Below are 24,455 nucleotides of genomic sequence, written 5' to 3' on the forward strand. Positions count from 1 at the left end.
CGCAGTGTAAGGCAAGCGGGTGCCGCAGGTGTGAAAGGGCTGACAGACGTTAACGGGCCAGCCGCTGCAATCCGACGAATAGCAGCGCCCACAGCGGCGCCAGGCCGGCCAGGGTTGGCGTCACGCCGTAACCGAACTGCACCCCCGCCAGTTGACTGCCCGCGTAATAAGACAGCGGCCCGCCGAGTGCCCCGAGCAGCGCCGCGCGCCACCAGGGGCGAGCCGTCCAGGCCAGGCAATGGCGCAACGTGGTAGCCAGCAATGCCCACAGCAACATCAGCCAAAAGGGAATCAGCGGGCCCGGCTCACCGAACTGGAATACCCCTGCCGCACGTAGCGCGCTATCCAGCAGCGTGCCCGCGAGCATCACGCCGACGATCAGCGCGCCGTCCTCGGCCCACGAACTGATCCACAGCAGGTGGACCGCCAGGACGGCCAGTCCGACCAATAACCATGCGCTGTCGCCGCCCAACACGCACGCAAACCAGCCGCACTGGAACAGCACGGCATTCGCCAGCGGTTTAAGCACTGAAACGCCCGAGCAACGGCGGGTTGATGGCTGCCGGCTTGGCCAGCAGCAACTGCGCGGTGCCGATGGTGCGCTCCATAAAGCCGCCTTCGCAGTAGCACAGGTAAAACTCCCACAACCGCAGGAAGTATTCGTCGTAGCCCAATTCCATGAGGCGGCCGTGGGCTCGGCGAAAGTTCTCATGCCACAAGCGCAGGGTTCGCGCGTAATGCAGGCCGAAATCTTCCATGTGCAGCAGGTTCATGTCGGTGTCGCGGCTGACAATCTGCAGCATGTTCTGCACAGAGGGCAGGGCGCCGCCGGGGAAAATATAGCGCTGGATAAAGTCGACGCTGTTCTTGGCCTGTTCAAAGCGTTGCTCGCGGATGGTGATGGCTTGCAGCAGCATCAGGCCATCGCTCTTGAGCAGGTGGGCGCACTGTTTGAAGTAGGTCGGCAGGAAGCGATGGCCCACCGCTTCGATCATTTCGATGGACACCAGCTTGTCATATTGGCCGCTCAGGTCTCGGTAGTCCTGCAGCAACAGCGTTACCTGGTCTTGCAGCCCCATGTCGCTGATGCGTTGCTGGGTGTAGATAAACTGCTCCCGGGACAAGGTCGTGGTGGTGACCTTGCAGCCATAGTGGCGCGCTGCATACAGCGCCATGCTGCCCCAGCCGGTGCCGATCTCCAGCAGATGGTCGGTGGGTTTAAGCGAGAGTTTCTGGCAGATGCGCTCCAGTTTGTTCAGTTGCGCCTGTTCCAGGGTGTCTTCGGGGCTCAGGAACTGCGCCGCCGAATACATCATGGTCGGGTCGAGGAATTCTTCGAACAGATCGTTGCCCAGGTCATAGTGAGCGGCGATGTTTTTCTGTGAACCCTTGCGCGTATTGCGGTTGAGCCAATGCAAGCCTTGGGTGAACGGCCGCGCCAGTTTGGCCAGGCCACCCTCCAGTGCGTCGAGTACTTCCAGGTTGCTGACCATCACACGCACCACCGCAGTCAGGTCCGGGCTGCTCCAATACCCGTGGATAAACGCTTCGCCGGCACCGATTGAACCGTTGGCCGCCACCAGCCCCCACACCGCCGAATCGAGGATCTGGATTTCCCCCAGCAGGTGCGCTTCGCGGGCGCCGAACACTTGGCGTTCGCCGTCCTCGATCAGCACCAACTGACCGTGGCGCAATTGGCTGAGTTGACGCAACACGGCCTTGCGCAGCAGTGCGGTGGTCACGCCGTTGACGTTCAGGCGGTTGGCCTTGACCGATAAGTTAGGGGATTTCATGGCGGCGATCCTTGGTGTACCCGACTGCGGTGCGAGAGGCGCCATCGGCGGCCTGATGGGGGAAAATCGGTGTGCGTTTGAGCAACAGGCGCAGGGCCTGCCAATAAATCGCCAGGCAGGTCTTGGCGGTCATCCAGGGGAAGCGCCACAGGTAGCGGTGCAGGCTGGCGCGGTTGAGCGTTTCCTGGTGCAGGCTCAAGGTGGCGTCGAAGACTTTTTGATCGCCCTGCCAATCGGCCATGTGTACGCCAAGCCTGGCAGCGGGCGGGCTGAAGCTCATGCGGTATTCCAAGTCGCGCGGCAGGAACGGCGACACATGAAACGCCTTGGCCACGGCGAAATGCTGATGTTCACCCGCGTCCAGCGCCAGGGCCGGCAGCACGTAGTGATAGCGTTCGCGCCATGGGGTGTTGGTCACTTCACACAGGATCGCGGCCAATTGTCCGTCGGCCTCGAAGCAGTAGAAGAAACTCACCGGGTTAAAAGCCAGGCCCCAACTGCGGGCCTGGGTCAGTAGGCAGATAACGCCCTGGGGGGTGCGCCCCAGCGCCTTGCCGACTTCCTGGCGCACGGCATCGGTCAAGCTCATACCGTGGCGCGTGAATTCACGCAGGTAATCCTGCTGGCGAAAGCCGAAGGCGGCCAGGCGACCGGCGCCGGCCAGGGGCGAGAGCCCGAGCACTTCGTCCTGTTCGCTTAAGTCCAGGTACAGCAAGCCGATGCGGTAACGAAAGGCATGGGCCTTGGGCGCAAACCGTCGATGGGCGATCCAGCCGCTGTACAGGGCGCTGTTCACAGGGCTTCTCCAAGCGCGCGGGCCACGCGCAAGGCGCTGACCACGCCGTCTTCATGGAAACCGTTGGCCCAATAGGCGCCGCAATAGTAGGTGTGCTGCGCGCCGCACAACTCTTCCCAGCGCGCTTGCGCGGCCACGGCCGCCAGGCTGTATTGCGGATGGGCGTAGGTGTAGCGGGCGAGGATCTTCAGCGGGTTGATCATTGACGTTTGGTTGAGGCTGACGCAAAAGGTCGTGGCGCTGTCGATGCCTTGCAGGATGTTCATGTCATAGGTCACCGCCGCCTGGGTCTGCGCGTTGCCGCTGAGCCGGTAGTTCCAACTGGCCCAGGCCAGTTTGCGGTCGGGCAGTAGGCGCGTGTCGGTGTGCAGCACCACGTCGTTGTCGGCGTAGGGCAGGGCGCCGAGGATCTGCTGCTCGGCGCTGCTCGGGTCGCCCAGCAGGGCCAGCGCCTGGTCGCTGTGGCAGGCGAACACGACTTTGTCGAAGGCTTCGGTGCCGGCGGCGCTGTGGATAATCACGCCGTCTGCGGCGCGCTCGACCCGATGCACGGGGCAGTCGAGGCGGATTTGTTCACGAAAGCTGCGGGTCAGGGGTTCGATGTAACTGCTTGAGCCGCCCTCGATCACGCACCATTGCGGGCGGTTGCTCACCGACAGCAAACCGTGGTTCTTGAAGAAGCGCACAAAAAACTGCAAGGGGAAACCGAGCATGTCCGCCAGCGACATCGACCAGATCGCCGCGCCCATTGGCACGATGTAATGCCGGATGAATCGCGGGCCGTAGCCGCCGGCGTCGAGGTAGTCGCCCAGGGTCATGTCGGCGCTGATGCGTTGCGCTTGCAGGTCCAGCGGCGCCTCGCGGTTGAAGCGCAAAATATCGCGCAACATGCCCCAGAACCCTGGCGACAGGAGATTGCGCCGCTGGGCAAACAGGCTGTTGAGGGTGTTGCCGTTATACTCGAACCCGGCGCTTTGGTCGCACACCGAAAAACTCATCTCGGTGGGTTTGAACGTCACGCCGATCTGCCCCAGCAGGCGGATGAAGTTGGGGTAGGTCCAGTCGTTGAATACGATAAAGCCGGTGTCCACCGCATAGCGTTTACCCTCGACGGTCACGTTGACCGTGTGGGTGTGCCCACCAATGCGGTCGCCCGCTTCGAACAGGGTGATGTCGTGGCTACGGCTGAGCAGGTAGGCGCTGGTCAGTCCGGCAATACCGCTGCCGATAATGGCGATCTTCACAGGTCGTCCTTTTTCGGCGGCGGGCTACGCAGCATGCGTTTGCCGATGATCAGTTGCGCGCGATTCGGCAGTTTCGACAGCGGCCACAGGGTGGCGATGAGCATCGCCGGGAAGGCGATCTCCAGCGGACGCTTGTTCAGCTTGGCGAAGATATACCGTGCCGCCTTGTCGGCAGACCAGCTCATGGGCATCGGGAAGTCATTGCGCTCGGTCAGCGGCGTGTCGACAAAACCCGGGCTGATCACGGTGACGTCGATGTTTTCCGGCGACAGGCTGATGCGCAGGGATTCGAACAGGTAGCGCAACCCGGCCTTAGACGCGCCATAGGCTTCGGCGCGCGGCATCGGCAGGTAGGTCACGGCGCTGGCCACGCCCACCAGGTGCGGCGTGCGCCCGGCGCGCAACAGTGGCAGCGCGGCTTCGATGCAATAACTGCTGGCGAGCAGGTTGGTGCGTACCACGTGCTCGATGATCGACGCGTCGAATTGCTTGGCATCGACATATTCACAGGTGCCAGCGTTGAGGATCACTGTGTCCAGCGCCCCCCAGACCTGGGCGATGTGTTCGCCGATTTCGCGCACGGTCTGGCTGTTGGTCAAGTCGCCGGCCACGATCAGCACTTGGCCGGGAAAGCGTTGGGCGAGCGCTTGCAGCGGGCCTTTGGTGCGCGCACTCAGGGCCACGTGGGCGCCGCTGTTGAGCAGCTCCACGGCGAGGGAGGCGCCGATGCCACTGCTGGCGCCGGTCAGCCAATAACGACGGGCTGGTGTGAGGCTCATCCGATTCTCCTTTTCAGCCAACTGACCACACGGCCGACGACCGGCAAGTGTTCGTAAAGCATCGCGCCGGCATCGAAATAATCCCGATGGCGGTACACCTTGTCGCGCCACATCAGGTGCGAGCAGCCTTCCACCCGGATGACCTTGCCCTTGGCCAGGCGCGGGTGGCAAAAGCTCATTTTCCAGCGCAGGTAACCTTCGCCTTCGGCGACCTGGTCGAAGCCGTGGAAGTCAAAGCGCAACTGGCTGACGTTACCGTACAGCTGCGCGAAATACTGGTGCAGCGCCGTGAGCCCATGCACGTCGTGCAGCGGGTCGGTGAAGGCGATGTCCTTGCTGTACAGGCTGTCGAGCAGGTGCAGGTTGTGCTTGTCCAGAGAGGCAAAGGCCTGGGCGAAGCGGCGCAGGAAGTCACTCATATTCGGCTCCCACTGCTTGGCGCGACGGCAGGCTGCGGAACGCCGCCAATGCCCGTTCGCGCGAGTGTTTCAGGTCGACAATCGAACGCGGGTAATCGGCTACGCCGAACAGGCCGCCGGCAGCCTGCGGGTCGTGTACGTCCTTTTTATTCAGCGCCGCCAGTTGCGGCAGCCAGTGCTTGATGAACACGCCGTCGCCGTCGAATTTTTGCGACTGGCTCAGCGGGCTGAAAATCCGGAAATACGGCGCCGAATCGGTGCCGGTGGAGGAGCTCCACTGCCAGCCGCCATTGTTGGCCGCCAGGTCGCCGTCGATCAGGTGGCGCATGAAGAAGCGCTCGCCTTCGCGCCAGTCGATCAGCAGGTTTTTGGTCAGGAACATCGCCACCACCATGCGCAGGCGGTTGTGCATCCAGCCGGTGTCCAGCAGTTGGCGCATGGCGGCGTCGATGATCGGCAAACCGGTGCGTGCCTGCTGCCAGGCGGCGAGGTCCTTGGGCGCGTCGCGCCAGGCCACCGCCTCGGTTTCGGGGCGGAAGGCGCGGTGACGGGACACCCGCGGGTAGCCCACCAGGATGTGCTTGTAGAACTCACGCCAGAGCAGTTCGTTGATCCAGGTGATTGTGCCGATGTCGCCGCTTTCGAACTCGCCCTGGTTGCTCTGTAACGCGGCATGCAGGCACTGGCGCGGCGAAACCACGCCCGCCGCGAGGTACGCGGAAAGCTGGCTGGTGCCGGGCTTGGCCGGGAAGTCGCGCTCGTCCTTGTAGTAGCTGATCTGCTGCTCGGCGAACGCGTCGAGGCGGCGGCGCGCTTCGTCTTCACCGGCGGGCCAGAGGGCGCGCAGCGTCTCGCTCGGGGCTTCGAAACCGTCGACCTGTTGCGGCACCGGGTCGCTGTTCAGCGCGAGGGCCGCTTGAGCCTTGGGCGTTGCCACCAAGCGCGGCACGGCGCTGTGCAGGCGCGCGTAGCAGACCTTGCGGAACTGGCTGAATACCTGGAAGTAGGTGCCGGTCTTGGTCAGCACGCTGCCGGGCTGGAAAAGCAATTGGTCCAGGTAACGGTGGAAGCTCACGCCTTCGGCTTCCAGGGCCTTGGCCACCGCCGCATCGCGACGGCTTTCGTGGATGCCGTATTCCTCGTTGACGTGTACCGACTCGACCGACAGCTCCCGGCACAGTTGGCCGAGCACGGCGGGCGCCTGGTCCCAGGTCGGGGCAGAGCGGATCAGCAAGGGAATATTCAGTGCGCCAAGGGCCTGGCTCAAGTGCTGCAGGTTGCGCAGCCAGAAGTCGACCTTGCACGGTGCGTCGTCGTGGGCCAGCCATTGCTGCGGGGTAACCAGGTACACCGCCGCCACCGGGCCGCGCTGGCTCGCGGCGGCCAGGGCGGTGTTGTCATGCAGGCGCAGGTCGGTGCGCAGCCAGATCAAATGCATTTAAAGAAGTCCACGCTGGATCAGTATCTGGTGAGCCGACAATGGGTCTTCGGCGACGAACAATTCAGGGATATCGCCGGTCAATACCGTCAACTCGGCCTGGTGGATGCATACCGTTGGGCCGACGATCAATTTTGGGCAGCGGATGCCGCCCAGAAGTTTTGCGAGTGCCGACAGATGGAGTGCCTGGCTCGAATACAGCAGCACCGCCCGTGGTTGCAGGTGCTCCACCGCCAGCGCCAGTTCGCCGGCTGGCAGCGGCCAGTCGAAGACTTCCACCGGGCAATCGGCGCTGCTGGCCAGCCACGCGCTGAGCCACAGGTGCGGCTCCAGCGGCAGGTCGGAATGATTCACCAGCAGCAGCGGCGCACCCTGCAGTTGGCGATTGTTGTGATAGATCCGCGCGCCGAACTTGCTGCGCAACCAGGACAGGAAGAACACCCGTTCCATCTGCGCGCCGAATTGGCCCTGCCAGCGTTGCTCCAGTTCGCTGAGCAGCGGCAGCAGCAGTTGTTCGCACAGGGTGCGCGGCGGGTAGAGCGCCATGGCCTGGTTGAAGGCGTCGTCGACCCGGCGTTCGGCCAGTTCGCTGATCGCCTGCACCAGGGTCTGGCGCAGGGTGTGCCATTCGTTTTCGACGGCGTCGGGGGCGACGTGCGCGGAGTCGATCAGGTTTTTCACCTGACTGACCGGCACGCCGCGATTGAGCCAGGTGAGGATGGTGTTGATGCGTTGCACATGGTCGTGGCTGAACAGCCGGTGGCCCTTGGGCGTGCGCTGCGGCACGATCAGGCCATAGCGGCGTTCCCAGGCGCGCAGGGTCACGGCGTTGACGCCGGTCTGGCGCGCCACTTCACGAATCGGCAGCCAGCCGTCTTCGAGGGCTTGGACGAGATCTTCGCCGGGGTCGTCTTGCATGGCTGCTGTCATGAGGCTTTTCATGGTTTAGATCGCATTACGCAGGCTGAGATTTTCCGGGTGCGGCTGCAAGTAGGCCTGCTGCGCGATGTAGCGGTCCGGGTGGAGGCGAAAGTGGTGCTTGAGCAAGGTCAGCGGCACCACCAGCGGCACGATGCCTTGGCGGTATTGGCCGATCACGGTTTGCATTTCCTGCTTATCGTCGGCGCTGATGGCCTGCTTGAGGTAACCGCTGATGTGTTGCAGCACATTGGTGTGGGTGCCGCGGGTGGCGCACTTTTTCAGCCCGCTCATCAGCGCGCTGAAATAATCGGCGCCCAGCGCGTCGAGGTCCTCGCCCCTGGCCATGCTGCCGAGCAGGTTGCCGAGGCTTTTGTAATGCGCCGGGCTGTGGGCCATCAGCAGGTACTTGTAGCGCGCGTGAAAAGCCAGCAGGCGATGGCGGGTCAGGCCTTCGCCGAGCAATTGTTGCCAACTGGCGTAGACGAAGACGCGGGTCAGGAAGTTTTCCCGCAGCACCGGGTCATTCAGACGACCGTCTTCTTCCACGGGCAGGTTGGGGTGGCGTGCGCAAAAGGCCTGGGCGTAGATGCCGCGCCCGCCGCCGTCCACCGGTGCGCCGTTTTCACGGTAGACCTTGACCCGTTCCAGGCCGCAGGACGGCGACTTTTGCATAAAGATGTAGCCGCTCAGGTCGGTGTGCTCGGCGGCCATCTTTTCGCCGTATTCGCCCAGCGGCGCAGTGACATTCAGTTCGCGATGCACGGTGCCGACGGCTTGAGGGGCTGCGGCATCGCCCACCAGGCGAATGGTTTCCCGAGGAATACCCAGGCCGATCGCCACTTCCGGGCACAACGGCAGAAAGTCGAAGTACTCGGCGAGCACTTCGCTGCAGAGTTGCGATTGCTTATGGCCGCCGTTAAAACGCACGTTCTCGCCCAGCAGGCAGGCGCTGATACCAATCTTCGGCTTGATGGACGTGGTGCTGGACATGGCCAAACCTCTGCAAGATTCCTGTACAAATAAATAACCGTGTACAGCTAAACATCATCATAGGTCTGATGCTGTACAAGTCAAATATTTTGTACAAGTATTTGCGTGAAGGCTATTTCCAGCCGATTCGCCAGTCCTCGGCGTTTTGCAGGGTTTGCCAGGGCAGGCGTTCACCGCGCTTGGTCATGACGGCTTGCAGCTCGATGTCGAGCACGGTGCCTTCTTCATCACAAAACAGTTCGGTGACCAGGAAGTGTTTTTCCTTGTTGCGCGGGTGTGCTGCTGTCCACTTCGACAGCAGCAATTTGGTCGGGTTGATGCGGTTCATTGCAGGTGCTCGATCAAGCGTCGCGCGGCTTCCTGGCCACTGAGCCAGGCACCTTCGACGCGGCCCGACAGGCACCAGTCGCCACAGACGTACAGGCCCAGGTCGGCGTCAGCCAGCACGCCGAATTCATGGGCGCTGGACGGTCGTGCGTAAAGCCAGCGGTGCGCCAGGCTGAACGAGGGCGCAGGCATCGCGCTGTGCAGCAGTTCGGCGAAGGCACCGTGCAGGTGCTCGATCACCGCTTCCTTGGACAGGTCCAGGTGCTCCTTGCTCCAGGCGCTGGTTGCGTGCAGCACCCAGGTGTCGAGGGAGGCGTCGCGCCCCGGTTTGCTGCGGTTGCGCGCCAGCCAATCGAGCGGGCTGTCTTGCACGAAGCAGCCTTCCATCGGAGTTTCCAGCGGCTTGTCGAAGGCCAGGGCGATGGCCCAGGTGGGGTCCATCTTCACGCCGGCGGCGGCACTTGCCAGCTTCGGTGCGTCGGCCAGTAGGGCGGTTGCTTGCGGGGCGGGGGTGGCGATGATGACGTGGCTGAACGGACCGTGGTTGCCGCCGTCGGCGTCCAGCAGGTTCCAGTGGTGTTTGCCTTGGAACACTTCGGTGATACGGCAGCCGAACTGCACCGGCAGGTCGTCGAGCAGGGCGCGGGTGATGGCGCTCATGCGCGGCGTGCCGACCCAGCGAATCTGTTCGTCGGGGGAGGGCGTGAGTTGGCCGGACTTGAAGTTATACAGCTGTGGCTTCCATTGCTCGGCCCAGCCGTTGCTTTGCCAGCGTTGCACTTCGTTGACGAAGCGCCGGTCGCGGGCGGTGAAGTACTGGGCGCCCATGTCCAGTGCGCCGGCGTCGCTGCGCTTGCTGGACATGCGGCCACCACTGCCGCGGCTTTTATCGAAGAGTTGTACAACGTGCCCGGCGTCTCGTAACGCTCGGGCGGCGGAGAGACCGGCGATGCCGGTGCCGATGATCGCGATGGGGACAGTCATGGGAGGCCTCGTTTTACCGTTGGGTACAGACTACGCCGACACCAATAGCTGTACAATATTGTTTTTTGGTATAAGTTTTGGCGTACCTGATCGTTTGGCATGACCTATGGTTAAAGCTGAGGCTTAAATCAATGTCACGCCCGATTACAAATGATCCCTGCATATAAAATAGACCAGTGATCGGTGGCGAACGTTACATGAGGAAGATCCCATGCACATTTTGCTGACCGGCGGTACCGGCCTGATCGGCCGTCAACTTTGCCAACATTGGCTAACGCAAGGGCATCGCCTGACGGTGTGGAGCCGTCACCCTGAACAGGTCGCCAGGTTGTGTGGCGATGCGGTGCGCGGTGTCGCCAGCCTGCAAGAGGTTATCGGCCCGGTGGACGCGGTCATTAATCTGGCCGGCGCGCCGATCGCCGATCGCCTCTGGACGCATAAACGCAAGGCGCTGCTGTGGAGCAGCCGCATCAGCCTGACCGAAACCCTGCTGGCGTGGCTGGAAAGCCTGGCGGAGAAACCGGCGGTGTTGATTTCGGGTTCTGCCGTGGGGTGGTACGGCGACGGCGGCGAGCGCGAGCTGACCGAAGCCAGCGGCCCGGTGCAGGACGACTTCCCCAGCCAGTTGTGTGTCGCCTGGGAAGAAACCGCCCAGCGCGCCGAAGCCCTGGGCATTCGCGTGGTGCTGGTGCGTACCGGGCTGGTGCTGGCGGCCGAGGGCGGCTTTTTGTCGCGGCTGTTGCTGCCGTTCAAGCTGGCACTGGGCGGGCCGATCGGTAGTGGTCGGCAGTGGATGCCGTGGGTGCATATCAACGATCAAATCGCGCTGATAGATTTTCTTCTGCACCAGCGCGACGCCAGCGGTCCCTATAATGCCTGCGCGCCGCACCCCGTGCGTAACCGCGAGTTTGCCAAGACGTTGGGCCAGGTGTTGCACCGCCCGGCGTTCATGCCCATGCCGGCCTTCGTGTTAAAGGTCGGGTTGGGTGAGTTGTCCGGCTTGTTGCTGGGCGGCCAGAAGGCTTTGCCCGAGCGCCTGTTGGCGGCCGGTTTCACTTTCCAGTTCACTGAGTTGAAGGCGGCCTTGGACGACTTGTCCGGCCGCCTCTAAAGATAGGATGTTGCATGACGGATCACGCGTTGTTACTGGTCAACCTGGGGTCACCGGCGTCTACTTCGGTGGCCGATGTGCGCAGCTACCTCAATCAGTTCCTGATGGACCCTTACGTGATCGACCTGCCGTGGCCGGTACGGCGCTTGTTGGTGTCGCTGATTCTGATCAAGCGCCCCGAGCAATCGGCCCATGCCTATGCTTCGATCTGGTGGGAAGAGGGCTCGCCGCTGGTGGTGCTCAGCCAGCGCCTGCAGCAGCAGATGACCGCGCAGTGGACCCAGGGCCCGGTGGAGCTGGCGATGCGTTATGGCGAGCCGTCCCTTGAAACGACCCTGATGCGCCTGGCCGCCCAGGGGATTCAGAAGGTCACCCTGGCGCCTTTGTACCCGCAGTTCGCCGACAGCACCGTGACCACGGTGATTGAAGAAGCCAGGCGGGTGGTGCGCGACAAGAAGCTCAAGGTGCAGTTCTCGATCCTGCAACCGTTCTACGATCAGCCGGAATACCTCGATGCGCTGGTGGCGAGCGTGCGGCCCTATGTGGAGCAGGACTACGATCACTTGCTCCTGAGTTTCCACGGCCTGCCCGAGCGTCATCTGACCAAGCTCGACCCCACCGGCGCGCATTGCTTCAAGGATGCCGATTGCTGCCGCAACGCCTCGCCGCAGGTGCTTGCCACGTGTTACCGCGCGCAGTGCTTCAGCGTCGCCCGCAACTTTGCCGAGCGCATGGGCCTGCCGGACGGCAAATGGTCGGTGGCGTTCCAGTCGCGCCTGGGCCGGGCGAAGTGGATCGAACCTTACACCGAGGCACGCCTGGACGCGTTGGCTCAGCAAGGCGTGAAAAAGCTGCTGGTGATGTGCCCGGCGTTCGTCGCCGACTGCATCGAGACGCTGGAAGAGATTGGCGATCGCGGGCGGGAGCAATTTCGCGCAGCGGGCGGCGAGGAGTTGGTGCTGGTGCCGTGCTTGAACGACAGCGAGCACTGGGCGGTGGCGCTTAACACCCTGTGTGAGCGCGCGCCGGTGGCACTGTAAGGTGGGAGGGGCTTGCTGCCGATAGCGGCCTGTCAGGCACTGGATGAGGTGACTGTTGTACCGCTATCGGGGGCAAGCCCCCTCCCACAGGTGAAGGTTCAGGGCCACGGTGACGTTGTCTGTGCCGTTGTAATGCGCCAGCAGGTTATTCTTCTTCCTTCACCGGCGCAGGCGGTGGGCGCAGGCCGATTTCCGCCGAAAGATTGAGCTCCTTACCGTTGCGCATCACCTGGATCGTGACCTTGTCGGTCGGCTTGATCCGCGCCACTTGGTTCATTGACTTGCGGCCATCACCGGCCGGTTCGCCGTCGATGTTGAGGATCACATCCCCCAATTGCAGGCCGGCCTTCTGTGCCGGGCCATCGCGGAAGATCCCGGCGACCACGATGCCCGGGCGTCCTGTCAGGCCAAACGACTCGGCCAGTTCCTTGGTCAGCGGCTGCACTTCGATCCCCAGCCAGCCGCGGATCACCTGGCCGTGCTCGACGATCGACTTCATCACTTCCATCGCCAGCTTGACCGGGATCGCAAAACCGATGCCCTGGGAGCCGCCGGACTTGGAGAAAATCGCCGTATTGATGCCGGTCAGGTTGCCGTTGGCATCCACCAGTGCACCGCCGGAGTTGCCGGGGTTGATCGCGGCGTCGGTCTGGATGAAGTCTTCGTAGCTGTTGAGGCCCAACTGGTTACGCCCGGTGGCGCTGATGATGCCCATGGTGACTGTCTGGCCGACGCCGAACGGGTTGCCGATGGCCAGCGCGACATCGCCGACCCGCAGTCCTTCGGAGCGGCCGATGGTGATGGCGGGCAGGCTTTTCAGGTCGATCTTCAACACCGCGAGGTCGGTTTCCGGGTCGCTGCCGACGACGCGAGCCAGGGTTTCGCGGCCGTCGCGCAGGGCCACTACAATCTGGTCGGCACCGGTGGTCACGTGGTTGTTGGTGAGGATGTAGCCTTCCGGGCTCATGATCACACCGGACCCCAGGCTCGATTCCATGCGCCGCTGCTTGGGACTGTTGTCGCCGAAATAGCGGCGGAACTGCGGGTCTTCGAACAGAGGATGCGCCGGCTTGTTGATGACCTTGGTGGTGTACAGGTTGACCACCGCAGGGGCCGCGATGACCACGGCGTCGGCATAGGTCACCGGGCCTTGCACCACCGCGTTGGTTTGCGGGGCCTGTTGCAGGTTCACATCAAGGCTCGGTAAGCCCACCCACTGGGGGAAACGCTGAATAATCAGCATCGCGATCAGCACGCCAGCCAACAATGGCCATCCAAAAAAACGCAGTGCCTTGAGCATCAAGTAAGTCCTGACAGGTTGCAGGGGGCGGGAGAGCGCCCATAATGTCGCGCATTATACGAGGCTGCGAGCGCCTCGGAACGGGATATTTAGGAGTCTTTTATGGCCGTTGCTTTGAGCACCCTCGTCGAGGAAGCGGACCGCTACCTTGGCAGCGCAAAAATTGCCGATTACTGCCCCAATGGCCTGCAGGTCGAGGGGCGCCCGCAGGTGATGCGCATCGTCAGCGGCGTCACCGCCAGCCAGGCATTGCTGGACGCCGCCGTTGAAGCCCAGGCCGACCTGGTGCTGGTCCACCACGGTTATTTCTGGAAGGGCGAAAACCCGTGCATCACCGGCATGAAGCAGCGCCGCCTGAAGACCCTGCTCAAGCACGACATCAGCCTGCTGGCCTACCACCTGCCGCTGGACCTGCACGCCGAGGTCGGCAACAACGTCCAGCTGGCTCGGCAGTTGGACATCACCGTCGAAGGCCCGCTGGACCCGGCCGACCTCAAGATCGTCGGCCTGGTCGGCTCCCTCGCCGAACCGCTGTCGCCGCGTGACTTCGCCCACCGCGTGCAGAGCGTCTTGGGGCGCGAGCCGCTGTTGATCGAAGGCAGCCAGATGATCCGCCGCGTCGGCTGGTGTACCGGTGGTGGCCAGGGCTACATCGACCAGGCGATTGCGGCCGGCGTCGACCTTTACCTGAGCGGCGAAGCCTCCGAGCAGACCTTCCACAGCGCCCGCGAAAACGACATCAGCTTTGTCGCCGCCGGCCATCACGCCACCGAGCGTTACGGGGTGCAGGCATTGGGCGATTACCTGGCGCGGCGTTTCGCCCTGGAGCATTTGTTTATCGATTGCCCCAACCCGATCTAACGAACACCTCCAATAACTGTGAGAGGGGGCTTGCTCCCGATAGCGTTGGTTCAGTCAATGAATGCGTTGAATGGCACACTGCAATCGGGAGCAAGTCGAATCGTCGCACCGCCACTCCCACATTTGACCGCGTTTGGCCGGCCATCGCCGCCAAACCTCGGGGCATATCCATATACCGTTTCGATCTAGCTGGCGCCCTGAATAGAAGCAGGTGCTGTGCTAGCATGCCTCGCTCGAACACGGCCCGCTGGCCGTCCATAAGATCGTTTTTCCGTGAGTAGCCATGGTCGACAAACTGACGCATCTGAAACAGCTGGAGGCGGAAAGCATCCACATCATCCGCGAGGTCGCCGCCGAGTTCGACAACCCGGTGATGCTCTACTCGATCGGTAAAGACTCCGCCGTGATGCTGCACCTGGCGCGCAAGGCGTTCTTCCCGGGCAAGCTGCCGTTCCCGGTGATGCATGTCGACACCCAGTGGAAATTCCAGGAGATGTACACGTTCCGCGACCGCATGGTTGAAGAACTCGGCCTGGACCTGATCACCCACGTCAACCCGGACGGTGTGGCGCAGGGCATCAACCCGTTCACCCACGGCAGCGCCAAGCACACCGACATCATGAAGACCGAAGGCCTCAAGCAGGCTTTGGACAAGTATGGTTTCGACGCCGCGTTCGGCGGTGCCCGTCGCGATGAAGAAAAGTCCCGCGCCAAAGAGCGCGTGTACTCGTTCCGCGACAGCAAGCACCGCTGGGACCCGAAAAACCAGCGCCCGGAGCTGTGGAACGTCTACAACGGCAACGTCAACAAGGGCGAGTCGATCCGTGTGTTCCCGCTGTCCAACTGGACCGAGCTGGACATCTGGCAGTACATCTACCTGGAAGGCATCCCGATCGTACCGCTGTACTTCGCCGCCGAGCGCGATGTGATCGAGAAGAACGGCACGTTGATCATGATCGACGACGACCGCATCCTCGAGCACCTGTCCGACGAAGACAAAGCCCGAATCGTCAAAAAGAAAGTACGTTTCCGTACCCTTGGCTGCTACCCGTTGACGGGCGCGGTGGAGTCCGAAGCCGAGACGCTGACGGACATCATTCAGGAAATGCTCCTGACGCGAACTTCCGAGCGCCAGGGCCGGGTCATCGACCACGATGGTGCCGGCTCGATGGAAGATAAAAAACGTCAAGGCTATTTCTAAGGGGCTGTCATGTCGCATCAATCTGATTTGATCAGCGAGGACATCCTCGCCTACCTGGGCCAGCACGAGCGCAAGGAAATGTTGCGCTTCCTGACCTGTGGCAACGTCGACGACGGCAAGAGCACCCTGATCGGGCGCCTGCTGCACGACTCCAAGATGATCTACGAAGATCACCTGGAAGCCATCACCCGCGATTCGAAGAAGGTCGGCACCACCGGTGACGACATCGACCTGGCGTTGCTGGTCGACGGCCTGCAGGCCGAGCGTGAGCAGGGCATCACCATCGATGTCGCCTACCGCTACTTCTCCACCGCCAAGCGTAAATTCATCATCGCCGACACCCCTGGCCATGAGCAGTACACCCGCAACATGGCCACCGGTGCCTCTACCTGTGACCTGGCGATTATCCTGGTCGACGCGCGCTACGGCGTGCAGACCCAGACCCGTCGCCACAGCTTCATTGCCTCGTTGCTGGGCATCAAGCACATCGTGGTCGCCATCAACAAGATGGACCTCAATGGTTTCGACGAGGGTGTGTTCGAGCAGATCAAGGCCGACTACCTGAAGTTCGCCGACGGCATCGCCTTCAAGCCGAGCACCATGGCGTTCGTACCGATGTCGGCGCTCAAGGGCGACAACGTGGTGAACAAGAGCGAGCGTTCGCCGTGGTACACCGGCCAGTCGCTGATGGAGATCCTCGAGACCGTCGAGATCGCCAACGACCGCAACTACACCGACCTGCGTTTCCCGGTGCAGTACGTCAACCGTCCGAACCTGAACTTCCGCGGTTTTGCCGGCACCCTGGCCAGCGGCATCGTCCATAAGGGCGACGAAGTCGTGGTGTTGCCGTCGGGCAAGAGCAGCCGCGTCAAATCCATCGTCACCTTCGACGGTGAACTGGAGCACGCAGGCCCAGGCCAGGCCGTGACCCTGACCATGGAAGACGAGATCGACATCTCCCGTGGCGACCTGTTGGTGCATGCCGATAACATGCCGCAAGTGACCGACGCCTTCGACGCCATGCTGGTATGGATGGCCGAAGAACCGATGCTGCCGGGCAAGAAATACGACATCAAGCGCGCCACCAGCTACGTGCCGGGTTCCATCACCAGCATCGTGCATCGTGTGGACGTGAACACCCTGGCCGAAGGCCCGGCAAGTTCGCTGCAGTTGAACGAGATCGGCCGGGTCAAGGTCAGCCTCGATGCCGCCGTCGCCCTGGACGGTTACGCGAGCAACCGCACCACCGGCGCGTTCATCGTCATCGACCGCTTGACCAATGGCACTGTGGCCGCGGGCATGATCATCGCGCCGCCGGTTGTCCACGGCAGCGCCGCGCAGCACGGCAAGTTGGCCCATGTGGCCACCGAAGAGCGTGCCCAGCGTTTCGGCCAGCAGCCGGCAACCGTGTTGTTCAGCGGCCTGTCGGGCGCCGGTAAAAGCACCTTGGCCTACGCGGTTGAGCGCAAGTTGTTCGACATGGGCCGTGCAGTGTTTGTACTCGATGGCCAGAACCTGCGTCACGACCTGAACAAAGGGTTGCCGCAGGACCGTGTCGGGCGTACCGAGAACTGGCGTCGTGCGGCTCATGTCGCACGCCAGTTCAACGAAGCCGGCCTGCTGACCCTGGCCGCGTTCGTTGCGCCGGATGCCGAAGGGCGTGAACAGGCCAAGGCGCTGATCGGTGCCGATCGCTTGCTGACGGTCTACGTGCAGGCTTCACCGCTGGTGTGCGCCGAGCGTGATCCGCAAGGCTTGTACGCGGCCGGTGGGGATAACATCCCTGGCGAGTCCTTCCCATACGACGTGCCGTTGAATGCCGATCTGGTGATCGACACCCAGGCCCTGTCGCTGGAAGATAGCGTCAAGCAAGTGCTGGAGCTGTTGCGTCAGCGTGGGGCGATCTAAACCTCGCGGCCACAAAAAAAGCCCGCCACCGAGTGATCGGTGGCGGGCTTTTTTACATTCTCAAGATCGGGCTTGGTCAAATGTGAGAGGGGGCTTGCTCCCGATTGCAGAGTGTCAGTCACTGCGTCGGGTGACTGAAGCACCGCTATCGGGGGCAAGCCCCCTCCCACATTTTGATCAGTGGCGGTCTGGATAATCTGTGTGAAGTTGGCTGAGAAGCGCATCCTTCTCTTCCCACAACCGATTGATCCAGCCCTGGAACGCCAATCGATATTCCCCGTCCTGCTCATAATTCTTGCCAATGAACTCAGGCGGGATCGGCACTTCTTCGAACCGCACCACCACGTCCTGCACATTCCCGCACAACAAGTCCCAGTAGCCGGGGCGCCCGGCGGGGTAGTGGATGGTCACATTGACCAATGACTTCAACTGCTCACCCATGGCATCCAGCACAAACGCAATACCGCCGGCCTTGGGCTTGAGCAAGTAGCGAAAGGGCGAGTTCTGCTGTGCATGCTTGCCCGGCGTAAAGCGTGTGCCTTCGGCAAAGTTGAAAATCCCCACCGGGTTGGCGCGAAACTTCGCGCAGGTCTTGCGGGTGGTTTCCAGGTCCTTGCCTTTCTTCTCCGGGTGTTTTTCCAGGTAGGCCTTGGAGTAACGCTTCATGAACGGAAAGCCCAATGCCCACCAGGCCAGGCCGATCACCGGGACCCAGATCAGCTCCTGCTTGAGAAAGAATTTCAGCGGGCGAATCCGTCGATTGAGCACGTATTGCAGCACCATGATGTCGACCCAGCTCTGGTGGTTGCTGGTCACCAGATAAGAGTGCTGGTAGTCCAGCCCTTCCAGGCCTTTAAGGTGCCAGCGGGTGCGCCGCACCAGGTTCATCCACGCGTTGTTGTTGCTGATCCAGGCTTCATGGGTGTGGTTCATTAGCCATTCGCTGAAACGCTTGGCGAACGGCAGTGCCTTGAACAGCGCGACGATGAACAGGAACGAACACAGCAGGATCGTGTTCAGCGCCAACAGCAACGACGCGATCACCCCGCGCACGGCGGCAGGTAGAAAATCCAGCATTTAGATCTCCATAGGTCGGTTGGCGGCTTGGATCGCGGTCAGCGCGATGGTGTACACAATGTCGTCGACCTGGGCGCCGCGCGGCAGGTCGTTCACTGGTTTGCGCAGGCCCTGGAGCATCGGCCCCAGGCTGACGCAATCGGCGCTGCGTTGCACCGCCTTGTGGGTGGTGTTGCCGGTGTTCAGGTCGGGGAATACGAAGACCGTGGCCTTGCCCGCCACCAGGCTGTTGGGTGCCAGTTGCCGGGCGACGGTTTCGTTGGCGGCGGCATCGTATTGCAACGGGCCGTCGATCAGCAGCGAGCTTTGCTGTTCATGGGCGAGCAGGGTGGCTTCGCGGACTTTTTCCACTTCTTCGCCGCTGGCCGATTCACCGCTGGAATAGCTGATCATCGCCACCCGTGGCGTAATGCCGAACGCCGCCGCCGAGTCGGCGCTTTGCAGGGCGATTTCCGCCAGTTCGGCGGCGCTCGGGTGCGGGTTCATCACACAGTCGCCGTACACCAGCACCTGTTCGGGGAACAGCATGAAGAACACCGACGACACCAGGGTGCAGCCCGGCGCGGTCTTGATCAGTTGCAGGGCCGGGCGGATGGTATTCGCGGTGGAGTGGATAACCCCGGAGACCAGGCCGTCGACTTCATCGAGCGCGAGCATCATGGTGGCGATCACCACGGTGTCTTCAAGTTGCTGTTCGGCCATCGGCGCGTTGAGGCTCTTGCTCTTGCGCAACGCGACCATCGGTTCGACATAACGCTCGCGGATCAGGTCCGGGTCGAGAATTTCCAGGCCTTCGGGCAATTCGATGCCGTGGGCGCGGGCGACCGCTTCCACGTCCGTCGGCTTGGCCAGTAACACGCAGCGGGCAATGCCGCGGGCCTGGCAGATCGCGGCGGCTTGCACGGTCAACGGCTCGCTGCCTTCGGGCAAGACGATGCGCTTATTGGCGGCCTGGGCGCGCTGGATCAACTGGTAGCGGAACACCGCCGGTGACAGGCGCATCTCCCGTGGCGTGCCGCAGCGTTGGTGCAGCCAGCGCGCATCGAGGTGGCTGGCGACGAAATCGGTGATGATCTCGGCGCGCTCGCGGTCATCGATGGGGATTTCCTTGTTCAGGCTGTTGAGCAGGTTCGCTGTCTCGTAGGAGCCGGTACTTACCGACAGCACCGGCAGCCCGGCCTGAAAGGCGCCTCGGCAGAGGTCCATGATGCGCGGGTCGGGCAGGGTGTCGCTGGTCAGCAGCAGGCCGGCCAGGGGTACGCCGTTGATCGCGGCCAGGCTGACGGCGAGGATGATGTCGTCGCGGTCCCCCGGTGTCACTACCAGCACGCCCGGCTTGAGCAGTTCCACGGTGTTGCGCATGGTGCGGGCGCAGATGATGATTTTGGTCATGCGCCGGGTTTCATAATCACCGGCGTTGAGGATCTGCGCGCCCATCAGGTCGGCGACGTCGCGGGTACGCGGCGCATTGAGTTCGGGCTGGAAAGGAATGCAGCCGAGCAGGCGGAAATCCCCGCTGCGCAGCAACGGCGAATGCTCCTTGAGGCGCGCCGAAAAGGCTTCCATGCTTTCATCGGTGCGCACCTTGTTGAGGATCACACCGAGCACTTTCGGGTCTTTCGGGCCGCCGAACAGCTGGGCCTGCAGTTCCACGCGGCCGGAGAGTTCGGTGAGCACTTCGTTTTCCGGCGCCGAGACCAGGATCACTTCCGCGTCCAGGCTCTTGGCCAGGTGCAGGTTGACCCGCGCCGCATAGCTGGCGCTGCGGGTCGGCACCATGCCTTCGACGATCAGCACGTCCTTGCCCACGGCGGCCTGCTGATACAGGGTGATGATTTCTTCGAGCAACTCGTCGAGCTGGCCGTCGCCGAGCATCCGCTCGACATGGGCCAGGCCCAGAGGCTGCGGCGGTTTGAGGCCATGGGTGCGAGCGATCAGCTCGGTGGAGCGTTCGGGGCCGGTGTCGCCGGGGTGCGGCTGGGCAATCGGTTTGAAGAAGCCGACTTTCAGCCCGGCACGTTCAAGGGTGCGCACCAGCCCAAGGCTGATGGAGGTCAGACCCACACCAAAATCGGTGGGCGCGATAAAAAAAGTCTGCATGCGAATTCTCTGGAGGTGCATGGCTTCGGTGGCGCTCTATGGTTGAGTGCCTACCGGGAATCAGGCGCCAAGGTTATCGTTATTCGCGCTCCTGCGCACACCAGCCGCAGGCAAAGGGCTGGCCTATTTTTTCCAGGCGGTGTGCGGGGTCGAGTACCCAGGTGCGCGATTGCCAGGGCGGCTGGTGGCGCAGGTGTTGGGTGTGGCCGCAGGACAGCTCGGCAACCCAGTGCCCGTCGTCGTCCTGGTGGAATCCGAGGATGACGGCGACCGTTGATCGACCCCGTCCGTCCGGGTTCTGTTCGCTTTCGGGCAAATCCTTGTTTAGACTTGTCCGTTCTTCATTCTTATGCAAAAGGTCTCGCCCCATGACGATCGCCGCTAACAAGGCAGTCTCCATCGACTATACCCTGACCAACGACGCTGGTGAGGTCATCGACAGCTCAGCCGGCGGCGCGCCGCTGGTCTACCTGCAAGGCGCAGGCAACATTATCCCGGGCCTGGAAAACGCCCTGGTCGGCAAGAGCGTCGGTGATGAACTGACCGTTGTCGTAGAGCCTGAAAATGCTTACGGCGAATACTCCGCCGAACTGGTCAGCACCCTGAGCCGCAGCATGTTCGAAGGTGTCGACGAACTGGAAGTGGGCATGCAGTTCCACGCTTCCGCGCCGGACGGCCAAATGCAGATCGTGACCATCCGTGACCTGGACGGCGACGACGTCACCGTCGACGGTAACCACCCTCTGGCAGGTCAGCGCCTGAACTTCCAAGTGAAGATCGTGGCCATCCGCGAGGCTTCCGAGGAAGAAGTCGCCCACGGCCACGTGCACGGTGAAGGCGGTCATCACCACTGATTGATGTGTTGATCAGGTGGTAGCCAAAACGCCCCGACTGGTTCGGGGCGTTTTTTTTGTGCGCGCAATAAAGAACAGCGATTTATTGCGCCCAAACAAAAATGCCCCGGACCTTTCGGTACGGGGCATTTCTTAACTGTTACGCAGGTAAACCGGCGTGGCAGTTTATCGCTTAGGCTGCAACAGCAAGGTTCAGAGCCTTGATGTGGCCATTCAAACGACCTTTATGGCGAGCAGCTTTGTTCTTGTGGATGATGCCTTTATCGGCCATGCGGTCGATAACTGGCACAGCCAGAACGTAAGCAGCTTGAGCTTTTTCAGCGTCTTTTGCGTCAATGGCCTTAACTACATTCTTGATGTAGGTACGAACCATGGAACGCAGGCTGGCGTTGTGGCTGCGACGCTTCTCAGCCTGTTTTGCACGTTTTTTGGCGGAAGGTGTGTTGGCCACCGTCGAGCTCCTCGAAAGACTTTTTAGGAAATAGCAAACAAAATAGGCCGCGAATCATGCCGATGAGTTGATGGGTTGTCAAGGGCGGCTGATGCGAACTGCTGAGTGGTCGATCTGAAGAGGCGGGTGATTTATTTCCGGCGCTTGACCTGTAAACTCGCGAGCTTTGGCGCTGTGCTGTTGCAGGCGCGCAGTATCGCATAAGTAGGCGCGTAGTTCGCCTGCTCTTTATCTATAGGCGCAAACTCTTTCAATGAATCTGCTCAAATCGTTGGCTGCCGTCAGCTCAATCACGATGATCTCCAGGGTTTTGGGGTTTGTGCGTGACACCCTGCTGGCGCGCATTTTTGGCGCCAGCATGGCCACGGATGCGTTCTTTATTGCCTTTAAACTGCCCAATCTGTTGCGGCGGGTCTTCGCTGAGGGCGCGTTTTCCCAGGCGTTCGTGCCGATCCTGGCGGAATACAAGACGCAGCAGGGCGAGGAGGCGACCCGCACATTTATCGCCTATGTCTCGGGCCTGCTGACCCTTGTGCTGATGCTGGTGACCCTGGTTGGCATGCTCGCCGCGCCCTGGGTGATCTGGGCCACGGCGCCCGGGTTTGCCAATACGCCGGAAAAATTCGCGCTGACCACTGATCTGCTGCGGGTGACTTTCCCCTATATATTGCTGATCTCCCTGTCCTCCCTGGCCGGCGCCATCCTCAATACCTGGAACCGTTTCTCGGTGCCGGCGTTCGTGCCGACCCTGCTTAACGTCAGCATGATTATTTTTGCGCTGTTCCTCACGCCCTACTTCGATCCGCCGGTCATGGCCCTGGGCTGGGCGGTATTGGCCGGTGGCCTGGCGCAATTGCTCTACCAACTGCCGCACCTGAAAAAGATCGGCATGCTCGTGTTGCCGCGCCTGAACCTCAAGGACACCGGCGTCTGGCGCGTGATGCGCAATATGCTGCCGGCGATCCTCGGGGTGTCGGTCAGCCAGATTTCCCTGATCATCAACACCGCGTTTGCGTCGCTGCTGGTGTCCGGTTCGGTGTCGTGGATGTATTACGCCGATCGCTTGATGGAGCTGCCGTCCGGCGTCCTCGGCGTGGCCCTGGGCACGATTTTGCTGCCGACGCTGGCGCGTACCTACGCGAGCAAGGACCGCCAGGAATACTCGCGCATTCTCGATTGGGGTTTGCGCCTGTGCTTCGTGCTGGTGTTGCCGTGTTCCCTGGCGCTGGGAATCCTGGCCGAGCCACTGACGGTGTCGTTATTCCAGTACGGGCAATTCAGCGCGCACGATGCCTTGATGACCCAGCATGCGCTGATCGCCTACTCCGTCGGTCTGCTCGGCATCATCGTGATCAAAGTGCTGGCGCCGGGTTTCTACGCCCAGCAAAACATCCGCACGCCGGTGAAGATCGCGATCTTCACGCTGATCGTCACGCAGTTGCTCAACTTGGTGTTTATCGGCCCGCTGGCCCACGCCGGCCTGGCCTTGGCCATCAGCGCCGGTGCCTGCATCAATGCCGGCCTGCTGTTTTACCAACTGCGCAAACAGCAGATGTTCCAGCCGCAATCGGGCTGGGGGATATTTGCCCTCAAGCTGCTGGTGGCGGTGGCGATGATGTCGGCGGTATTGCTGGGCCTGATGCACTTCATGCCGGCCTGGGATCAAGGCCATATGCTCGAGCGCTTCCTGCGCCTGGGCGTGCTGGTGGTGGCGGGCGTGGTGGTGTACTTCGGCATGTTGCTGCTGCAAGGTTTCCGCCTGCGGGATTTCAATCGCAAGGCGCTGGGTTAGAGGGTTTGCCGCGATAAAACCGGTGTTTTATCGATTCCATCCGTTTTGCCCTGCGCTGTTGCCTGTGATCCGGGGCCGGGTGTGGTTATAATCGACCACTTTATGAGCAAGAAGCGCGTTATGCAGCTGGTTCGAGGTCTCCACAACCTGCGCCCCCAGCATCGGGGCTGCGTCGCCACTATTGGCAACTTTGACGGTGTACACCGTGGCCACCAGGCTATCCTGGCCCGGCTGCGCGAGCGTGCGGTCGAGTTGGGCGTGCCCAGCTGCGTGGTGATTTTTGAGCCACAGCCGCGGGAATTCTTTACCCCGGAAACGGCACCGGCGCGCCTGGCCCGCTTGCGCGACAAGCTGCAACTGTTGGCGGAGGAGGGCGTGGACCGTGTGCTGTGCCTGGCCTTCAACCAGCGTTTGCGCAGCCTCAGCGCCGCCGAGTTCGTCGACCGTATCCTGGTGGATGGCTTGGGCGTGCAGCATCTGGAGGTCGGCGACGACTTCCGCTTTGGGTGTGACCGGGTCGGCGATTTCGATTTCCTGCAACACGCTGGCGTGACCCAGGGTTTTACCGTCGAAGCCGCGCAAACCGTCGAACTGGACGGCCTGCGCGTGAGCAGTACCCAGGTGCGTAATGCCCTGGCTGCCGCCGACTTCGCCTTGGCTGAGCGTTTGCTCGGTCGCCCGTTCCGCATTGTCGGGCGGGTATTGCACGGCCAGAAGCTGGCGCGCCAACTGGGCACGCCAACCGCTAACGTGCAGCTCAAGCGCCGTCGTGTGCCGCTGACCGGGGTTTACCTGGTGAGTGTCGACATCGACGGCCAATCGTGGCCGGGAGTCGCCAATATAGGCGTCAGGCCCACGGTTGCAGGTGATGGCAAGGCCCACCTGGAAGTTCACCTTTTGGATTTTGCCGGGGATTTATATGACCGGCGTTTGACGGTGGTTTTCCACCAGAAGCTGCGTGAAGAGCAGCGTTTCGCCTCCCTTGAGGCGTTGAAAACGGCGATCAATGCGGATGTCGCCGCCGCCCGTGCCCTAGCCGCACCTAGCGCCCATCGCTAACCGAAGAGCC

24 protein-coding genes are annotated in these 24,455 nt (G+C 62.1%); 8 read left to right on the forward strand and 16 right to left on the reverse strand.

Annotation, left to right across the window (positions count from 1 at the left end):
- Window positions 1–49: 49 nt before the first annotated feature.
- From ACP7CJ_RS15040 to ACP7CJ_RS15090, 11 genes are all read right to left on the reverse strand, one after another.
- The gene (locus tag ACP7CJ_RS15040; RefSeq protein ID WP_276196445.1) at window positions 50–529 is read right to left on the reverse strand and encodes a DUF2878 domain-containing protein; all 480 of its coding nucleotides are present in this window, start codon (window positions 527–529) and stop codon (window positions 50–52) included.
- Window positions 522–1,793: a class I SAM-dependent methyltransferase gene (locus tag ACP7CJ_RS15045; RefSeq protein WP_426100757.1), complete on the reverse strand. Its 1,272-nt coding sequence runs from the start codon at window positions 1,791–1,793 to the stop codon at window positions 522–524. The genes ACP7CJ_RS15040 and ACP7CJ_RS15045 overlap by 8 nt, the downstream gene beginning before the upstream one ends.
- Window positions 1,780–2,589 carry a DUF1365 domain-containing protein gene (locus tag ACP7CJ_RS15050; protein ID WP_276196447.1) on the reverse strand — a complete coding sequence of 270 codons (810 nt, stop codon included), beginning with the start codon at window positions 2,587–2,589 and terminating at the stop codon, window positions 1,780–1,782. The genes ACP7CJ_RS15045 and ACP7CJ_RS15050 overlap by 14 nt, the downstream gene beginning before the upstream one ends.
- Window positions 2,586–3,833 carry an NAD(P)/FAD-dependent oxidoreductase gene (locus ACP7CJ_RS15055; protein ID WP_426100755.1) on the reverse strand — a complete coding sequence of 416 codons (1,248 nt, stop codon included), beginning with the start codon at window positions 3,831–3,833 and terminating at the stop codon, window positions 2,586–2,588. Before ACP7CJ_RS15055 ends, ACP7CJ_RS15050 begins: the two co-directional genes overlap by 4 nt.
- Entirely contained in the window at window positions 3,830–4,612 is a 783-nt protein-coding gene (locus ACP7CJ_RS15060) for an SDR family NAD(P)-dependent oxidoreductase (RefSeq protein ID WP_276196449.1), read from the reverse strand. Before ACP7CJ_RS15060 ends, ACP7CJ_RS15055 begins: the two co-directional genes overlap by 4 nt.
- Window positions 4,609–5,031 carry a nuclear transport factor 2 family protein gene (locus tag ACP7CJ_RS15065; protein ID WP_276196450.1) on the reverse strand — a complete coding sequence of 141 codons (423 nt, stop codon included), beginning with the start codon at window positions 5,029–5,031 and terminating at the stop codon, window positions 4,609–4,611. The genes ACP7CJ_RS15060 and ACP7CJ_RS15065 overlap by 4 nt, the downstream gene beginning before the upstream one ends.
- The gene (gene phrB, locus ACP7CJ_RS15070) at window positions 5,024–6,469 is read right to left on the reverse strand and encodes a deoxyribodipyrimidine photo-lyase (RefSeq protein ID WP_276196451.1); all 1,446 of its coding nucleotides are present in this window, start codon (window positions 6,467–6,469) and stop codon (window positions 5,024–5,026) included. Before phrB ends, ACP7CJ_RS15065 begins: the two co-directional genes overlap by 8 nt.
- Window positions 6,470–7,399: a MerR family transcriptional regulator gene (locus ACP7CJ_RS15075; protein ID WP_276196452.1), complete on the reverse strand. Its 930-nt coding sequence runs from the start codon at window positions 7,397–7,399 to the stop codon at window positions 6,470–6,472.
- 15 nt (window positions 7,400–7,414) lie between these two features.
- Window positions 7,415–8,380 carry a YbgA family protein gene (locus tag ACP7CJ_RS15080; protein WP_276196453.1) on the reverse strand — a complete coding sequence of 322 codons (966 nt, stop codon included), beginning with the start codon at window positions 8,378–8,380 and terminating at the stop codon, window positions 7,415–7,417.
- 112 nt (window positions 8,381–8,492) lie between these two features.
- Window positions 8,493–8,708: a TIGR02450 family Trp-rich protein gene (locus ACP7CJ_RS15085; protein WP_247407973.1), complete on the reverse strand. Its 216-nt coding sequence runs from the start codon at window positions 8,706–8,708 to the stop codon at window positions 8,493–8,495.
- Window positions 8,705–9,691 carry an NAD(P)/FAD-dependent oxidoreductase gene (locus ACP7CJ_RS15090; RefSeq protein WP_276196454.1) on the reverse strand — a complete coding sequence of 329 codons (987 nt, stop codon included), beginning with the start codon at window positions 9,689–9,691 and terminating at the stop codon, window positions 8,705–8,707. Before ACP7CJ_RS15090 ends, ACP7CJ_RS15085 begins: the two co-directional genes overlap by 4 nt.
- Window positions 9,692–9,902: 211 nt before the next feature.
- Between ACP7CJ_RS15090 and ACP7CJ_RS15095 the strand changes: the two genes are divergently transcribed.
- A complete protein-coding gene (locus ACP7CJ_RS15095) occupies window positions 9,903–10,802 on the forward strand; it encodes a TIGR01777 family oxidoreductase (protein WP_276196455.1) in 900 nt (299 codons plus the stop codon).
- Between the two features lie 14 nt (window positions 10,803–10,816).
- On the forward strand, window positions 10,817–11,842 hold the full coding sequence (gene hemH / locus ACP7CJ_RS15100) for a ferrochelatase (RefSeq protein ID WP_276196456.1): 1,026 nt from the start codon (window positions 10,817–10,819) through the stop codon (window positions 11,840–11,842).
- A gap of 145 nt (window positions 11,843–11,987) precedes the next feature.
- Here hemH and algW read toward each other — a convergent pair whose 3' ends face one another.
- The gene (algW, locus tag ACP7CJ_RS15105; RefSeq protein WP_247397884.1) at window positions 11,988–13,142 is read right to left on the reverse strand and encodes a Do family serine endopeptidase AlgW; all 1,155 of its coding nucleotides are present in this window, start codon (window positions 13,140–13,142) and stop codon (window positions 11,988–11,990) included.
- Between the two features lie 102 nt (window positions 13,143–13,244).
- On the opposite strand from algW, the gene ACP7CJ_RS15110 reads away from it, so the two are divergent.
- The 3 genes from ACP7CJ_RS15110 (at window position 13,245) to cysN (ending at window position 17,112) form a co-directional block, all read left to right on the forward strand.
- Window positions 13,245–14,003, forward strand: a complete 759-nt coding sequence (locus tag ACP7CJ_RS15110; RefSeq protein ID WP_247397886.1) for a Nif3-like dinuclear metal center hexameric protein — start codon at window positions 13,245–13,247, stop codon at window positions 14,001–14,003.
- A 283-nt stretch (window positions 14,004–14,286) separates the two neighbouring features.
- Window positions 14,287–15,204 (forward strand): sulfate adenylyltransferase subunit CysD, encoded by a 918-nt coding sequence (gene cysD, locus ACP7CJ_RS15115; protein ID WP_010565604.1) that lies wholly within the window; start codon window positions 14,287–14,289, stop codon window positions 15,202–15,204.
- Window positions 15,205–15,213: 9 nt separating this feature from the next.
- Window positions 15,214–17,112 carry a sulfate adenylyltransferase subunit CysN gene (cysN, locus tag ACP7CJ_RS15120; protein ID WP_276196457.1) on the forward strand — a complete coding sequence of 633 codons (1,899 nt, stop codon included), beginning with the start codon at window positions 15,214–15,216 and terminating at the stop codon, window positions 17,110–17,112.
- Between the two features lie 177 nt (window positions 17,113–17,289).
- On the opposite strand, the gene ACP7CJ_RS15125 is transcribed toward cysN, so the two are convergent.
- From ACP7CJ_RS15125 to ACP7CJ_RS15135, 3 genes are all read right to left on the reverse strand, one after another.
- Entirely contained in the window at window positions 17,290–18,189 is a 900-nt protein-coding gene (locus ACP7CJ_RS15125; protein WP_276196458.1) for an acyltransferase, read from the reverse strand.
- Window positions 18,190–20,289, reverse strand: coding sequence for a phosphate acetyltransferase (gene pta, locus ACP7CJ_RS15130; RefSeq protein ID WP_276196459.1), 2,100 nt, complete (start codon window positions 20,287–20,289; stop codon window positions 18,190–18,192).
- A 79-nt stretch (window positions 20,290–20,368) separates the two neighbouring features.
- Window positions 20,369–20,659 carry a DUF3565 domain-containing protein gene (locus ACP7CJ_RS15135; protein ID WP_345894152.1) on the reverse strand — a complete coding sequence of 97 codons (291 nt, stop codon included), beginning with the start codon at window positions 20,657–20,659 and terminating at the stop codon, window positions 20,369–20,371.
- On the opposite strand from ACP7CJ_RS15135, the gene ACP7CJ_RS15140 reads away from it, so the two are divergent.
- Window positions 20,658–21,143 (forward strand): FKBP-type peptidyl-prolyl cis-trans isomerase, encoded by a 486-nt coding sequence (locus tag ACP7CJ_RS15140; RefSeq protein WP_276196460.1) that lies wholly within the window; start codon window positions 20,658–20,660, stop codon window positions 21,141–21,143. The two genes, ACP7CJ_RS15135 and ACP7CJ_RS15140, sit on opposite strands and share 2 nt — an antisense overlap.
- Window positions 21,144–21,315: 172 nt before the next feature.
- Here the strand turns inward: ACP7CJ_RS15140 and rpsT are convergent, their stop codons facing one another.
- A complete protein-coding gene (rpsT, locus tag ACP7CJ_RS15145) occupies window positions 21,316–21,594 on the reverse strand; it encodes a 30S ribosomal protein S20 (RefSeq protein ID WP_029292043.1) in 279 nt (92 codons plus the stop codon).
- 253 nt (window positions 21,595–21,847) lie between these two features.
- Between rpsT and murJ the strand changes: the two genes are divergently transcribed.
- Together murJ and ribF are read left to right on the forward strand one after the other, a co-directional pair.
- On the forward strand, window positions 21,848–23,386 hold the full coding sequence (murJ, locus tag ACP7CJ_RS15150) for a murein biosynthesis integral membrane protein MurJ (protein ID WP_276196461.1): 1,539 nt from the start codon (window positions 21,848–21,850) through the stop codon (window positions 23,384–23,386).
- Window positions 23,387–23,506: 120 nt separating this feature from the next.
- Entirely contained in the window at window positions 23,507–24,445 is a 939-nt protein-coding gene (gene ribF, locus ACP7CJ_RS15155; RefSeq protein ID WP_247396700.1) for a bifunctional riboflavin kinase/FAD synthetase, read from the forward strand.
- Window positions 24,446–24,455 lie beyond the last annotated feature (10 nt).

It is taken from the genome of Pseudomonas sp. PSPC3-2 (assembly GCF_049897085.1).
GTDB lineage: Bacteria > Pseudomonadota > Gammaproteobacteria > Pseudomonadales > Pseudomonadaceae > Aquipseudomonas > Aquipseudomonas paraveronii.

Excerpts from the sequence above, each read along its gene's own strand:
- ACP7CJ_RS15045 (WP_426100757.1), bottom strand. The coding sequence starts at position 1,793 with ATGAAATCCCCTAACTTATCGGTCAAGGCCAACCGCCTGAACGTCAAC.
- ACP7CJ_RS15060 (WP_276196449.1), bottom strand. The coding sequence starts at position 4,612 with ATGAGCCTCACACCAGCCCGTCGTTATTGGCTGACCGGCGCCAGCAGT.
- ACP7CJ_RS15065 (WP_276196450.1), bottom strand. The coding sequence starts at position 5,031 with ATGAGTGACTTCCTGCGCCGCTTCGCCCAGGCCTTTGCCTCTCTGGAC.
- phrB (WP_276196451.1), bottom strand. The coding sequence starts at position 6,469 with ATGCATTTGATCTGGCTGCGCACCGACCTGCGCCTGCATGACAACACC.
- ACP7CJ_RS15075 (WP_276196452.1), bottom strand. The coding sequence starts at position 7,399 with ATGACAGCAGCCATGCAAGACGACCCCGGCGAAGATCTCGTCCAAGCC.
- ACP7CJ_RS15080 (WP_276196453.1), bottom strand. The coding sequence starts at position 8,380 with ATGTCCAGCACCACGTCCATCAAGCCGAAGATTGGTATCAGCGCCTGC.
- ACP7CJ_RS15085 (WP_247407973.1), bottom strand. The coding sequence starts at position 8,708 with ATGAACCGCATCAACCCGACCAAATTGCTGCTGTCGAAGTGGACAGCA.
- ACP7CJ_RS15090 (WP_276196454.1), bottom strand. The coding sequence starts at position 9,691 with ATGACTGTCCCCATCGCGATCATCGGCACCGGCATCGCCGGTCTCTCC.
- ACP7CJ_RS15095 (WP_276196455.1), top strand. The coding sequence starts at position 9,903 with ATGCACATTTTGCTGACCGGCGGTACCGGCCTGATCGGCCGTCAACTT.
- hemH (WP_276196456.1), top strand. The coding sequence starts at position 10,817 with ATGACGGATCACGCGTTGTTACTGGTCAACCTGGGGTCACCGGCGTCT.
- algW (WP_247397884.1), bottom strand. The coding sequence starts at position 13,142 with ATGCTCAAGGCACTGCGTTTTTTTGGATGGCCATTGTTGGCTGGCGTG.
- ACP7CJ_RS15110 (WP_247397886.1), top strand. The coding sequence starts at position 13,245 with ATGGCCGTTGCTTTGAGCACCCTCGTCGAGGAAGCGGACCGCTACCTT.
- cysD (WP_010565604.1), top strand. The coding sequence starts at position 14,287 with ATGGTCGACAAACTGACGCATCTGAAACAGCTGGAGGCGGAAAGCATC.
- cysN (WP_276196457.1), top strand. The coding sequence starts at position 15,214 with ATGTCGCATCAATCTGATTTGATCAGCGAGGACATCCTCGCCTACCTG.
- ACP7CJ_RS15125 (WP_276196458.1), bottom strand. The coding sequence starts at position 18,189 with ATGCTGGATTTTCTACCTGCCGCCGTGCGCGGGGTGATCGCGTCGTTG.
- pta (WP_276196459.1), bottom strand. The coding sequence starts at position 20,289 with ATGCAGACTTTTTTTATCGCGCCCACCGATTTTGGTGTGGGTCTGACC.
- ACP7CJ_RS15140 (WP_276196460.1), top strand. The coding sequence starts at position 20,658 with ATGACGATCGCCGCTAACAAGGCAGTCTCCATCGACTATACCCTGACC.
- ACP7CJ_RS15135 (WP_345894152.1), bottom strand. The coding sequence starts at position 20,659 with ATGGGGCGAGACCTTTTGCATAAGAATGAAGAACGGACAAGTCTAAAC.
- murJ (WP_276196461.1), top strand. The coding sequence starts at position 21,848 with ATGAATCTGCTCAAATCGTTGGCTGCCGTCAGCTCAATCACGATGATC.
- ribF (WP_247396700.1), top strand. The coding sequence starts at position 23,507 with ATGCAGCTGGTTCGAGGTCTCCACAACCTGCGCCCCCAGCATCGGGGC.